Genomic DNA, 13696 nt, shown 5'->3' on the forward strand with positions numbered 1-13696 from the left:
CAGGTCGGCCGGCATCACCCTTTTCCTGCCTCGTTCCGCCCCTGACGGCGATTTCAGGACGTGAGCCGCACCTTTGTCACATCGTGGGCCGTAACGGTCACGCTGCGGTACTGTCGACCGGTGCACCAGTACTCCGGAAATCGTTGGATGAACGATGAGTCGACAGGTCAAGCCAGGGAGTAAGCCCTACCGTGCACAGCTGCGCGATCGCTTGGCCGCCCTGGGGTTTCCCGACGAGGTGATCCCGGCGCGCGTGGCGGAGAACCTGATCGTCGAATGCCGGGTCCCGCCCCGCACGGCGTGGCGGCTGGCGTCCGAGTTGTCGCTCGACGTGGCGGCGCACCAGTACAACACCCTTACGGGTGACCCCCGCGCGGGTATGCGCGGGACCCGTATCTGGGAGTACGAGCAGTGGCCCGACCGCGGCGTCCGGCCCACGTTCGCGGCGCTGCGCGTGCTGGCCCAGGTGTACGGCACGAGCTGGAAGTCCCTGCTCGGGCTGCGTGACCTCGAGCAGCTCCCGCCGAAGGACCTCGCCGAGTACCACGCCGACGTCGAGACGGTGGCCTCGGTGGAGCAGGTGGTGCCGGTCGCGCCCGCGGCCGTCGTCCCGGTCGCCGCCAAGGCCGCGGCACCCGTGCTGACCTACCCGATCCGCTCGATCGTCCACGTCGACCCCGGCGCGGACACCGAGGTCGGGGTGACCTCGCTCGACGACGCCATCCTGCTCACCACGACCAACGTGGACGAGGTCCAGCTCGACGACCTGTGGTCGGACCTCAACTTCCTGGGCAGCGCGTACACGCGGACCGCCCCCGACTCGGTGCTGGGCCAGCTCGCCGTCGTCGAGGAACGCACGGCCGCGCTGCTGAAGGGCCGGCAGCGGCCGAAGCAGACGCAGGACCTGCTCATGGTCGGGGCGAAGTGCGCCGCGATGATGGCGTGGATCGCGGGGGACCTCGGGCGCTACCGGCTTTCGCGCGAGCTGAACTCCGCCGCCTGGCTCTACACGCAGTACGCCGACGACTTCCTCGCCCGGCGCTGGGTCCGCACGTCGCAGGCGCGGGTGGCGTTCTGGGCCGGCAACGGCGTGGAGTCCGCGAAGCTCGCCGCCGACGGGCTCAACTACCAGGTCGGCGGGCGGCTCACCGACGCGCCACTGATCCTCGCCGAGGCGCGCGGGTGGTCGTCCGTGCGGGCCGAGCCACAGGTGCTGGACGCGATCGCGCGCTGGACCAGCATCGAGGACCCGGAGCTCGGGGCCGGCGGCGAGGACCAGTTCTTCAACATCACGAAGGACCGCCGGCACTACATGGCCGGCACGTCGCTGCTCTCGGTCGGGCAGGCGTCGGCGGCGTTGCGCGAGTTCGGGACCGCCCGCGAGGCCTACGAGCGGCTGTCGCTCGAGAACCGCTGGGAAGCGATGGACCCGATGATCCGGATCGACATGGGCCGCGCGCACCTGCTGCTCGACGATCTCGAGGGCGCCGCCGCGCAAGTGGAACCGCTCTTGATCGCGGATGTGAGCAGACAGCCGGACATGGTGCGTGCCATGCTCAAGGTCCTCGCCGCCGAGCTGTCCGGTCCGCGCTGGCGCTCGGTCCCGACGGCCCGGAACCTCGCGGAGGCCCTTGTGGACGCGCAGGCGTCCACGCGGGAGTGACGCTCGACCCGATCCCGGATGGAGGTGCCGATGGCAGGACCTGATGGTTCTGCGTGCCGGGCACCCCACGACAGTCCTGCCGAACCGGCCGACGCCGCCCCCGACTGGGCGCTGCACGGCCGGACACGCCGGCAGGTCGTGGTGGTCGCCGACCGCTTCGCCAGGTTCGCCCGCGGTGACCAGGTGTTCACGGTGTCGGGGCTGCTGGCCCTGATGACGTCCGACGGCCCGGAGGTGGCCGGCTGCAGCTGGGTCGTGCACCCCGGCCAGGGCATCGACGGGACGGACTGCGACCTGCTGGAAGCCGCCGCCGAGAAGAGCGGCGCCACCGTGTTCCTGGCGGACCCGGACGCGTTCCGGCCGCTGCCGGTGGCCCCGGCGATCGTCCACAAGCACCGCGCCGAGAACGTCCTGCTCGCCGGCGTGCACAGCCCGGAGGTCACGCTCTGTCAGGCTGACCTGCGTGTCCACCGGGACAACGAGCTCGTCCTCGATCACCACACCGGCGAACACGTGCAGGGCATCGTGATCATCGAGGCGATGCGCCAGATCTGCATCGCGCAGTTCGAGACTGCGGTCCGCCCAGCCTTGACCTCGGCGGGCTACGCGGGGGTGTGGAAGCGGATCGACATGTCCTTCGAGGACTTCCTGTTCCCGCTCCCGGCCACGGTCGAGTCGCGCATCGAGGAGTCCGACCTCGAGCGGGCGCACCACCTGAAGTTCCGCGCTACCGCGGTGGTGCGCCAGCACGGGCGCACCGTCGCCACCGCCGGCATCGACTACGCGATGATCCGGCTGGAACGCATCGACACCCTGGAACGCCGCAAGGCCGACCAGGCCACCCGGGCCTACCTGGGCTGAGCAAGGCACCGAACACCACTGCGGAAGGAACCCCACGACGATGTCCGACGTGCCGGAGCAGGACCGCGCTGCCGCGTCCTTCGCCCAGGGATTGGAACTGATCCAGCAGCTCGGCGGGGTGGACCGCCCGGCCGTGCTGGACCTGTTCGAGAGCATCGGCGAGGCGGAGTTCGGCGAACAGTGCGTCGGGTTCATCTACGGCGACGTCTACCACCGCCCGGGCCTCCCGCTCCCGGACCGGCAGCTGGCGACGGTCGCCGCGCTCATCGCGCTGGGCTACGCGGGCTCGCAGCTGCAGTTCCACGCCAAGGCCGCGCTGAACGTCGGCTGCACCCGCCGTCAGCTGGTCGAGACGGCCATCCAGATCAGCTCGTTCGCCGGGTTCCCGGCGACGCTGAACGCGCTGGGGGAGCTGAAGGCCGTGTTCGCCGCCCTGCCGGCCGAGGAGCCGCCGGCGGGGGAGGCGGCCGACGTGCCGTGGGCCGGCATCGAGGACCGCTACGAGCGCGGCCTGGCCGCGATGAAGGCCGTCGACGGCGACGCGGGGGAGAAGGTCGCCCAGGCGCTCGAAGACATCGCGCCCGACCTGGCCCGGTACATCGTCGAGTTCACCTTCGGCGAGATCTACACCCGGCCGCACCTGACCCTGCGGCTGCGCGAGATCGTCACGATCGCCGCGTGCGTGGCGCTCGGCACCGCGACGCCGCAGCTGAAGGTGCACCTGCACGCCACGCTCAACGTCGGCGGCACCGAGAAGGAGATCGTCGAGACGATCCTGCACCTGGCGTTCTACTGCGGCTTCCCGGCCGCGCTCAACGCGATCGCGGCCGCGCGGGAAGTGTTCGCGCAGCGGTGAGCGCCCTGCGCAAGCTCCGCGTGGTCGCCCTCGACTGCGACGGCGTGCTCATCGACGACACCTACCTGGACGTGATCGCCCGGTTCGTCACCGACCACGGCGGGGTGTACGACGCCGCAGCCGAGCGGGACGTGATCGGGCTGCGCGACCTCGTCGTCGCCGAGAAGGTCACCCGGCTCTGCGCACTGGACCAACCGGCCGAGGAGACGCTGAAGCAGCTCTGGGCCGCGCGGCAGGAGTACCTGCGGGAGCACCCGATCCGGGTGGCCGAGGGCGTCCAGGACTGCCTGACGGCGTTGAGTGGCCTGCCCGTGCGGCTGGTCTGCTACGGCGGGCGCACCCGGGAGCACACGTTCGACCGGTACCTCGGCGACTTCACCGCGCTGCTCGACGCCGAGGTGCCGTACGTGAGCATCAACGAGCACCGGCCGGGTGTCGAGCACATCGCCCGCACGGTCTTCGACATCGCGTTCGACGAGATCGTGTTCGTCGACGACGTCAGCCGGGTGGCCGCCGACGCCCGCGAGCACGGCGCCGGCTTCCTCGGCTTTCCGTCGAGCCCGGCGCACGCGCGGCAGCGGGAGTTCATGGCCGGGCTCGGCGTCCGGCACCTCCCGGCGTCGCTCGCCGAACTGACCCCGGATCTTCTCGTGATGGTCGACGAAGAGCTGGCGACTTCGACACACTGGCCCTGTTGATGGGTTTCCCACCTCCTTGGAGCCGCTGTGAAGTACTTTTCCCTGCCGCGTCCCGGCGCCGGACTCGTCCTCGGCGAGCGTGACGCCCCCGAACCCGGCCCCGGCCAGGTCCTGGTCCGGTTGCACGGCTGGGCGGTCAACGCCCGCGACCTGATGATCCTCAAGGGCTTCTACCCGAAGCCGGTCAAGCCGGACGTCGTCGCGCTGTCCGACGGCGCGGGCGAGGTCGTCGGGGTCGGCGACGGCGTGCGCGCGTGGTCGGCGGGCGACCGGGTGGCGGCGACGTACTTCCCGAACTGGCTCGCGGGCCCCGGCACGCCGGAGAAGACCGCGGACGACCTGTTCGGCTCGCTCGACGGGACGCTGGCCGAGTACGCCGTCTTCCCGGAGGACGCGCTCGTGGCCGTTCCCGCGCACCTGGACTACGCCGAGGCCGCGACGCTGCCCAGCGCCGGCGTGACGGCGTGGCGCGCGGTCGTCGAGGAGGGCGGGGTGTTCCCCGGCCAGACGGTGCTCACCTTGGGCAGCGGCGGCCTGTCGACGTTCGCCCTGCAGTTCGCAGCGCTCGCCGGCGCCCGCGTCATCGCGACGTCCAGCTCCGACGAGAAGCTGGCCCGGCTGCGTGAGCTCGGCGCGGCCGAGACGATCAACTACACGACCACCCCGGAGTGGGGCCTCGCCGCGGCGGAGCTGGCCGGCGGCGGCGTCGACCACGTCGTCGACGTCGGCGGGGGCGGCACGATCGGCCAGTCGATGCTCGCCGCGCGCGTCGGCGGGCACGTCAGCGTCGCCGGCGTCCTCACCCACGAAGGCGCGGCCGACCCGGTGCTCGTGCTGGTCAAGCAGCTGACCCTGCGCGGGCTCACCAACGCCTCCCGCGAAACGTTCCGGACGATGAACCGCGCGATCGAGCGCACCGGCCTGCGGCCCGTCATCGACCGCCGGTTCGCCTTCGACGACGTCGCGGCCGCCTTCAAGCACCTGGAGTCCGGCGCCCACGTCGGCAAGGTCGTGCTGGAAAGCGCGTGACCGGGTAATTTTTGCCGGCCCGGCTGGGTAGTTCTGCACCTCGATCTACGATTTCCGCAGCTCAAGCGGGGTGCGTGGGGCCGAAAAACTGCCCTCCGGGCAGGAATGGCGGCGGATGCCGGCACCGAGGAAAGTGGTACTCGACAGACATCGGACATCGCCCGAGCAGGCTGCGGCTGCTCGGCCCGACGGTCCGGTCTGGGGGCGCGGAGGGGGTTCAACCACCTGGGGGTGGGTTGAACCCCCTCCTGCTGCGTCCGGACCCCTTCTTCCCCCGCCCGGCGTATAACGCCGAATACGTCCGGTTGCCGCCCGCCGGTTCCGGGAGCGCTTTCACAAATCGCGTCCCGCATTTGTCCACTGTGGATCTTTGCACCGTCTTCCGCGTCGATCCGTGTCCACTGTGTACCCATTCGAGGTTGTGAATGAAGGGTCGGCGTACGGAGCAATGCCGTGCGCCTTACGCCGTCACATATGTGAATGGCGATCACGTTTCTGAATCGTTATCAAGGACTGTCTTGCCCGGTTTTTTCCGGCGTGTGAGTGTGGTGGCCGCTGGCTGGACTGGACCTATGAAAGAGGCGACCCGGCAATGACGCAGACGGCCCCGCCACGGCATATCAGCCGAACAACTCTGTACTTCTTCGGCGCACTCGGCGGAATCCTGTTCGGATACGACCTCGGGGTGATCTCCGGTGTGCTCCCGTTCATCGGGAAAGCGTGGTCGCTGACCGCCTGGGACAAGGGCGTGATCACCGCCAGTCTCTCGGTCGGTGCCATCGTGGGCGCGCTGTTCTCCAGCCGCATCAACGAAGCACTCGGCCGGCGGCGCACCATCATGGTCGCCGCGGCGATCGTCATCGTGGGCACGCTGGCGGCGACCTTCTCGCCGACGTTCGCGTTCCTGGTGATTTCGCGGCTGGTCATCGGGCTCGGGATCGGGCTGTCGTCCTCGACCGTCCCGACCTACCTCTCCGAGCTGGCGCCGGCGCGATTGCGCGGCGCGATGGGCGCGCTGAACCAGATTTTCATCGTGCTCGGCATCCTGATCGCGTTCCTGACCAGCTACTTCCTCGGCCCGATCTCGGCCTGGCGCTGGATGTTCGCCGGCGCGATCGTGCCGGCGGCGATCCTGCTCGTCGGGCTCGCGTTCCTGCCGGAGACGCCGCGCTGGCTGGTCAAGAACGGCCAGGAGGAAGAGGCGCGGCGGGTCCTGGCGAGCGCGCACGGCAACACCGTGAACCTCGACGAGGAGATCGCGACCATCCGCGACGTCATCCAGATGGACACCGAGGGCAAGCCGCGGTTCCGCGACCTGTTCTCCGGTTTCGTGCGGCCGATGATGATCGTCGCCGCGCTGCTCGCGATCGGGCAGCAGTTCAGCGGGGTCAACGCGATCAACGCGTACTTCCCGACGATGCTGATCGGCCTCGGGTTCGCCACGCAGGCCGCGCTGCTGTCCGGCGTGCTGCTGGGCGTGACGAAGTTCCTGTTCACCGCGTGGGTCGTGTTCGTGGTGGACCGCTGGGGCCGCAAGCCGCTGCTGCTCATCGGCAACGTGATCATGGTGATCACGCTGGTGGCGGCCGGGCTCGTGGTGCTGAACGTCCACGACACCGGCACCCGCGGCATCCTGATGCTGGTGATGATGGTGCTGTACCTGGTCGGTTACGAGCTCGGCTGGGGCGCGGTCGTCTGGGTGATGATGGCCGAGGTGTTCCCGCTCAAGTACCGGGCGGCGGGCATGGGCGTCAGCAGCGTCATCCTCTGGGCGGCGACGGGCATCGTGAGCGCGGTGTTCCCGCTCATCTCCGCCGTGGGCTCGCTCGGCATCGGCGGTTCGATGTTCCTGTTCGCCGGGATCAACGTGGTGCTGTTCGTGCTCACCAAGTGGATCGTCCCGGAGACGAAGGGCCGTTCGCTGGAGCAGATCGAGCTGGACCTGCGAGCGCGCCAGGGCGTGGCAGCCAAGAGCTGATCTTGGTGGTGTGAATGGCGGGGGTGCGGGAAGACCGCACCCCCGCCGTTTCGCGTTCCCGAACCCTCGCGCTGCAGCCGGACCAGCGTTCGGCTACCGACACCGCCGGCCCGTGTCACGCAGGCCCGGCACCGAGCCGCCGCAAGCCGGCCCCGCCGCACCAGAAGTCACACGCGCCACGCCGGTACCGGTCGTGAGTGTTTAGGAGGGTTAGAACCCTCCTAAACACTCACGACCCCCAGCCGCAACGCCCGCGAGTCCCGGCAGCCCCGCAAGCCTCGGCGGTTCCCGTGGGCGGCCAGCCGCCCGATGCGGTGACCGGGGTTGCCGGGTAAGTGGTCAGGCGACGGGAGCTGTGGCCAAGCCGATTTTTCCCGCCAGCCGGCCGATCCAGGCCGCGACCTCGTCGGGGGAGCGGTCCGGGAGGCCGAAGATCACCTCGGTGACGCCGAGCGCGTCCAGGTGTGCCAGCCGCGGTGGGTCCGGGCGTTCGCCCAGCGCGTGGATCGACGGCGCTCCGGAACGGCCCTCGTCGCGCCAGATCTCCTTCAGCAGTGCGACGTGGCCGTCGAGGTCGGTGTCCGCCGGTGTGGTGATCCAGCCGTCCGCGTGGCGGGCTATCCAGCGGAACGTCTTCTCCGTCGGGCCCGCGCCGAGCAGGACCGGGATGTGCGCCTGGGCCGGTTTCGGCCACGCCCAGCTGGGGCCGAACGAGACGAACTCCCCGTCGTAGGCGGCTTCTTCCTCCGTCCACAGTGCACTCATCGCCTCGAGGTACTCGCGCAGGGCCGTGCGGCGGCGGTTGCCGGGCACGCCGTGGTCGGTCAGCTCGTCGACGTTCCAGCCGAACCCGGTGCCGAGCGTGACGCGCCCGCCGGAGAGGTGGTCGAGGCTGGCGATCGTCTTGGCGAGCGTGATCGGGTCGCTCTCGACCGGCAGGGCCACCGCCGTCGAGAGGCGGATCCGCTCGGTGACCGCCGCGGCCGTCGCCAGGGCGACCCACGGGTCGAGCGTGCGGCTGTACCGGTCGTCGGGCAGGGACGCGTCCCCGGTGCGCGGGTGCGGTGACTCGCGTTTCACCGGGATGTGCGTGTGCTCGGGCACGTAGAAGGTGGCGAACCCCGCGGCTTCCGCGGCCTGCGCCGCGGCCGCCGGGGTGATGCCTCGGTCGCTGGTGAACAGCACGATTCCGTAGTCCACGCGAGGGACTGTATTAGAACGTGTTTCAGTTTTCAAGCGGCCGCCGTCCCGCATCGCGGGACCGGCGGGGGTGGCCGATCTCGCGTTCGGTATACCTGTGCGCACAGTGCGTGACCGGATCGAGCGTCGATCGAGTGTTGCTGGACGCCGCCCGGGTAAGCAGACGGGGAGCAGAGCGCCGACGTTCGCCGGGTCATAGTGGGTGAGCCCGGGAACGGCCGGTCGGAACGGGGTGGTGGCGAGTGGAGCCGACGATCCATTGTGGACGCGCGTGGGTGGCGTCCCAGCCAGTGGACGGACCCGTGGGGCGGGATGGTGTGCCGGGCCGGGGTTCCAGTACCCTGGATCGAAGGCCGAGAGGCGCTGCAACGGGCCAGGGGGCCCGCCACGCTCGGCCGGGACCAACCACCCAAGGGCGCCTCCCGATTGAGGGAGGCTGCCGGTGAACCCGATCACCCCGCACGAATCCGAGGCCACCGCGCGGCTGCGCGAGCTGCTCAGCCAGCGGGTGGCGGTTCTCGACGGCGCTTGGGGCACGATGCTGCAGGGCGCCGGGCTCACCCCGGCCGACTACACCGGTGACCGCTTCGGCGACCACACCCACGACGTCACCGGCGACCCCGACCTGCTCAACATCACCCGGCCGGACGTCATCCTCGACGTGCACCGCCAGTACCTCGCGGCCGGCGCGGACATCACCACGACGAACACCTTCACCGCGACCAGCATCGGCCAGGCGGACTACGGTCTGCAGGCCCACGTCCACGAGATGAACGTGCGCGGCGCGCAGCTGGCCCGCCAGGCCGCCGACGAGTTCGGCGGCCGGTTCGTCGCCGGGTCGATCGGCCCGCTCAACGTCACCCTCAGCCTGTCGCCGAAGGTCGACGACCCGGCGTATCGCGCCGTCACGTTCGAGCAGGTCAAGGCCGCCTACGCGGAGCAGATCGCCGGTCTCGTCGAAGGCGGCGTCGACCTGCTGATGATCGAGACCATCTTCGACACGCTCAACTGCAAGGCCGCCATCGCCGCCGCGCGCGACGTCGCGCCGGAGCTGCCGCTGTGGATCTCGGTCACCATCGTCGACCTGAGCGGGCGGACGCTCTCGGGGCAGACCGTCGAGGCGTTCTGGAGCTCGGTCGAGCACGCGAAGCCGCTGGTCGTGGGCGTCAACTGCTCGCTGGGTGCCGAAGAGATGCGCCCGCACGTCGAGGAACTGTCGCGGATCGCCGACACCTACGTCGCCTGTCACCCGAACGCCGGGCTCCCGAACGCGTTCGGCGGGTACGACCAGACGCCGGACGAGACGGCCGGGCTGATCGGCGGCTTCGCCCGCGACGGCCTGGTCAACCTGGTCGGCGGCTGCTGCGGCACCAGCCCGGCGCACATCGAGAAGATCGCCGCCGCCGCGAAGGGCGTCACCCCGCGCGAGGTCCCCTCGCCGCCCGCGTTCACCCGGTTCAGCGGCCTCGAGCCGTTCGGCATCAACGCCGACACCGGGTTCGTGATGATCGGCGAGCGCACCAACGTCACCGGCTCCAAGCGGTTCCGCCGGCTCATCGAGTCCGACGACCACCAGGCTGCCGTCGACGTCGCGCTGGAGCAGGTCCGCGGCGGGGCGAACCTGCTGGACGTCAACATGGACGCCGACCTGCTCGACAGCGAGGAGGCGATGACGACGTTCCTCAACCTCATCGCCACCGAGCCCGAGGTCGCCCGCATCCCGGTGATGGTCGACAGCTCGAAGTGGACCGTGCTCGAAGCCGGCCTGCGCTGCATCCAGGGCAAGGGCGTCGTCAACTCGATCAGCCTGAAGGAGGGCGAGGAGCCGTTCCTCGCCCAGGCCCGGATCATCCGCAACTACGGCGCCGGTGTCGTCGTGATGGCCTTCGACGAGCAGGGCCAGGCCGACACCGCCGACCGCAAGGTCTCCATCTGCGGCCGCGCGTACGACCTGCTGACGCAAAAGGCCGGGTTCGCCGGCGAGGACATCATCTTCGACCCGAACGTGCTGGCCGTCGCCACCGGCATCAGCGAGCACAACGGCTACGCCAAGGCGTTCATCGACGCGCTGCCCCGGATCAAGGAGCGCTGCCCGGGCGTCCACATCAGCGGCGGCATCTCGAACCTGTCGTTCTCCTTCCGCGGCAACGACATCGTCCGCGAGGCGATGCACTCGGCGTTCCTGTTCCACGCCGTCCAGGTCGGCCTCGACATGGGCATCGTCAACGCCGGCCAGCTCGCGGTCTACCAGGACATCCCGCCCGAGCTGCTCGAACTGGTCGAGGACGTGCTGTTCGACCGCCGCGAGGACGCCACCGACCGGCTGGTGAGCTTCGCCGAGAACGTCAAGGGCAGCGGCACCAAGCGCGTCGTCGACCTGTCCTGGCGCGAAGGCACGGTCGAGGAGCGGCTCTCGCACGCGCTCGTGCACGGCATCGTCGACTACATCGAGGACGACACCGAAGAGGCGCGCCAGCTCAAGGCCCGGCCCCTCGAGGTGATCGAAGGCCCGCTGATGGACGGCATGAAGATCGTCGGCGACCTGTTCGGCGCGGGCAAGATGTTCCTGCCGCAGGTGGTCAAGAGCGCGCGCGTGATGAAGCGCTCGGTCGCCTACCTCGAGCCGTTCATGGAGGCCGAGAAGGAAGCGGCCCGGCTGGCGGGCAAGGCGGCCGTGTCGAACGGCCAGGGCAAGGTCGTGCTCGCCACGGTCAAGGGCGACGTCCACGACATCGGCAAGAACATCGTCGGCGTGGTGCTCGGCTGCAACAACTACGAGGTGATCGACCTCGGCGTGATGGTGCCGGCGGCGAAGATCCTCGACATCGCGGTCACCGAGGGCGCCGACGCGGTCGGGCTGTCCGGGCTGATCACGCCGTCGCTCGACGAGATGGTCAACGTCGCCACGGAGATGCAGCGCCGGGGCCTGAAGATGCCGCTGCTGATCGGCGGCGCGACGACGTCCCGCCAGCATACCGCGGTCCGCATCGCCCCGGTCTACGACAACGCGACGGTGCACGTGCTCGACGCGTCGCGCGTGGTCGGCGTGGTGTCCGACCTGCTCGACCCCGACCGCTCGATCGTGCTGGCCGAGAAGAACCGGGCCGACCAGGAGGTGCTGCGCGAGCAGCACGCCAACAAGCAGCGCCGGCCGATGCTCAGCCTCGAGCAGGCGCGCGCGAACCCGGAGACGGTGTCGTTCGCCGACCTGCCGACCCCGGAGTTCACCGGCGTCCGCGTCGTGGAGCCGAGCATCACCGAGCTGCGCGAGATGGTCGACTGGCAGTTCCTGTTCCTGGCCTGGGAGCTCAAGGGCAAGTACCCGGCGATCCTGGACCAGCCGGTCGCGCGGGAGCTGTTCGACGACGCGAACACGCTGCTCGACCAGATCATCGCCGAGGGCGGCTTCACCGCGAAGGGCGCCTACGCGTACTGGCCGGCGCACACCGAGGGCGACGACATCCTGCTCGACGGCGAGTTCTCGCACATCGGGTTCCCGATGCTGCGGCAGCAGACGTCGAAGCCGGAGGGCCGCGCGAACCGCTCGCTCGCCGACTACATCGCCCCCGAGGGCGACCACCTCGGCGGCTTCGCGGTCGCCATCCACGGGGCCGAAAAGCTCGCGGCCAAGTACGAGGCCGAGCAGGACGACTACCGCGCGATCATGGTCAAGGCGCTGGCCGACCGGCTCGCCGAGGCCTTCGCCGAGTACATCCACCTCAAGGCGCGGCGCGGCTGGTTCGAGCCGGACGCCGACCCGAAGCTGGAGGACCTGCACGCGGAGCGCTTCCGCGGCATCCGCCCGGCGCTCGGCTACCCGGCGAGCCCCGACCACAGCCAGAAGCGCGAGCTGTTCGAGCTCCTGGAGGCCGACGAGCTGGGCATGGCGCTGACCGAGTCGTTCGCGATGACGCCGGCGGCGAGCGTGTCCGGGCTGATCTTCGCCCACCCGGACTCGAAGTACTTCACCATCGGCCGGCTCAACCGCGACCAGATCGAGGACTACGCGCGCCGCAAGGGCGTCGAGGTCGCCGAGGTCGAGCAGTGGCTGCGGCCGAACCTGGCCTACGAGCCCAAGGCGTAGCCGGTCAGCTCGGGTAGTCCTTCAGTTTGATGTCGGTGGCGAACTTGTCGGTGGCCTTGAGCATCATGCGGAGCAGGAAGCGGGACTTGAACGTCCAGTCCCGCATCCTGATCCGCAGCGGGGACGGCGGCGCGAGGAACGGGCCCGCGCTGCCGCGCTGCGAGATCTTGGCGTAGCCCCGGAACTGCTCCTCGTAGCGGGCGAAGGCGGCGCGGTGGTCGCCGCCGGCCGCGAGCAGCTCGCCCGCCAGCACGTACGCGCCGACGATCGCCAGCCCGGTGCCGAAACCGCCGAGGGTGTTGCCGTAGGCGGAGTCGCCGAGCAGCACGACCCGGCCGCGTGAGTAGTGGTCGATCGTGACCCGGGCGAGCGAGTCGAGGTAGAACTCGCGGGCCCGCGGCACCTTCGTCAGCAGGTCGGGCACCCGCCAGCCGACGCCGCGGTAGGCGTCGATCAGCAGTGCGCGCTGCCGCTCGACGTCCGTGCGGTCGAAGTCGAGCTCCGGGGAGGCGAAGACGAAGAACGCCGACGCCTTCGGCCCGCCGACCGCGGCCATCCGGCCGGGCTCGTTGTACATCACGGCCTCGCCGCCGTCGACCTGCTCGCCCAGTTCCGCGAGGGCGTAGTAGTGACCGAGGAACTTGACGTAGTCGTGCTCCGGGCCGAAGGCCAGCCGCCGGACGTTCGAGTGGATGCCGTCCGCGCCGACGACGAGGTCGAAGCGACGCGGCGCGGCGTTCGCGAAGGTGACGTCGACACCGTCGGCCGTCTCGGTCAGCGACGTGATCGTGTCGCCGAAGACGTACTCGCAGTCCGCGGCCGTGCGCTCGTACAGCAGCTCGGCCAGGTCGCCGCGGCGGATCTCGATTTCGCCGCCGGTGAACTCGCCCGGGATCACCGCCTGGGGCCGGCCCGCGGCGTCGACGACCGTCTGATCCTGCCCGCCGGTCGCCCGCTTCCGGACCTCCGCCAGGATTCCCATCCGCTCCAGCACGGTCCGGTGGGTGGGGCCCTTGAAGTCGACGGCCTGGCCGCCGGGGCGCACCGAAGCCGCGCGTTCGACGAGGGTGACGGTGCAGCCGTAGCGGGTCAGCCAGTGGGCGAGGGCGGGGCCGGCGATGCTCGCGCCGGAGATCAGGACCTTGAGGTTCTTCATGGCGTCGTTGGTCATGGGGCAGAGCTTCGCCGCCGGGCCTTACCGGTCGCTGGCGAAGCGCTGACGGCCACCGTCAGCACCCGGTGCGTCACCGTCGAGAGTGGACGGTGACGACGGAAAATTCCCGGCGGGGAGGCCGGTTTGCGCGGTGGTTTTCGCTTGTTGACCTGC

The 13696-nt window shown here is 70.2% G+C and carries 9 protein-coding genes and 1 riboswitch; of the genes, 7 read left to right on the forward strand and 2 right to left on the reverse strand.

Annotated features, from left to right (window positions below; translation table 11 throughout):
- Positions 1-211 precede the first annotated feature (211 nt).
- From OG570_RS33730 to OG570_RS33755, 6 genes are all read left to right on the forward strand, one after another.
- Positions 212-1663 carry a hypothetical protein gene (locus OG570_RS33730; protein ID WP_326953042.1) on the forward strand — a complete coding sequence of 484 codons (1452 nt, stop codon included), beginning with the start codon at positions 212-214 and terminating at the stop codon, positions 1661-1663.
- Between the two features lie 30 nt (positions 1664-1693).
- Positions 1694-2524 (forward strand): AfsA-related hotdog domain-containing protein, encoded by an 831-nt coding sequence (locus tag OG570_RS33735; RefSeq protein WP_326949934.1) that lies wholly within the window; start codon positions 1694-1696, stop codon positions 2522-2524.
- Between the two features lie 40 nt (positions 2525-2564).
- On the forward strand, positions 2565-3380 hold the full coding sequence (locus tag OG570_RS33740) for a carboxymuconolactone decarboxylase family protein (protein WP_326953043.1): 816 nt from the start codon (positions 2565-2567) through the stop codon (positions 3378-3380).
- A complete protein-coding gene (locus OG570_RS33745) occupies positions 3377-4078 on the forward strand; it encodes an HAD family hydrolase (protein ID WP_326953044.1) in 702 nt (233 codons plus the stop codon). Before OG570_RS33740 ends, OG570_RS33745 begins: the two co-directional genes overlap by 4 nt.
- A gap of 27 nt (positions 4079-4105) precedes the next feature.
- Positions 4106-5107 (forward strand): zinc-dependent alcohol dehydrogenase family protein, encoded by a 1002-nt coding sequence (locus OG570_RS33750; RefSeq protein ID WP_326953045.1) that lies wholly within the window; start codon positions 4106-4108, stop codon positions 5105-5107.
- Positions 5108-5699: 592 nt separating this feature from the next.
- Complete coding sequence (locus OG570_RS33755; protein ID WP_326953046.1) at positions 5700-7085, forward strand: sugar porter family MFS transporter; 1386 nt, start codon at positions 5700-5702, stop codon at positions 7083-7085.
- Positions 7086-7424: 339 nt separating this feature from the next.
- Here OG570_RS33755 and OG570_RS33760 read toward each other — a convergent pair whose 3' ends face one another.
- Positions 7425-8285, reverse strand: coding sequence for a TIGR03619 family F420-dependent LLM class oxidoreductase (locus tag OG570_RS33760; protein WP_326953047.1), 861 nt, complete (start codon positions 8283-8285; stop codon positions 7425-7427).
- Between the two features lie 349 nt (positions 8286-8634).
- A riboswitch (S-adenosyl-L-homocysteine riboswitch) is annotated at positions 8635-8713 on the forward strand.
- A 14-nt stretch (positions 8714-8727) separates the two neighbouring features.
- On the opposite strand from OG570_RS33760, the gene metH reads away from it, so the two are divergent.
- Positions 8728-12369: a methionine synthase gene (gene metH / locus OG570_RS33765; RefSeq protein ID WP_326953048.1), complete on the forward strand. Its 3642-nt coding sequence runs from the start codon at positions 8728-8730 to the stop codon at positions 12367-12369.
- A gap of 4 nt (positions 12370-12373) precedes the next feature.
- Here metH and OG570_RS33770 read toward each other — a convergent pair whose 3' ends face one another.
- On the reverse strand, positions 12374-13525 hold the full coding sequence (locus OG570_RS33770; protein WP_326960234.1) for an FAD-dependent monooxygenase: 1152 nt from the start codon (positions 13523-13525) through the stop codon (positions 12374-12376).
- Positions 13526-13696 lie beyond the last annotated feature (171 nt).

This window comes from Amycolatopsis sp. NBC_01286 (assembly GCF_035982555.1).
In the GTDB taxonomy this organism is placed as follows: Bacteria; Actinomycetota; Actinomycetes; order Mycobacteriales; family Pseudonocardiaceae; genus Amycolatopsis.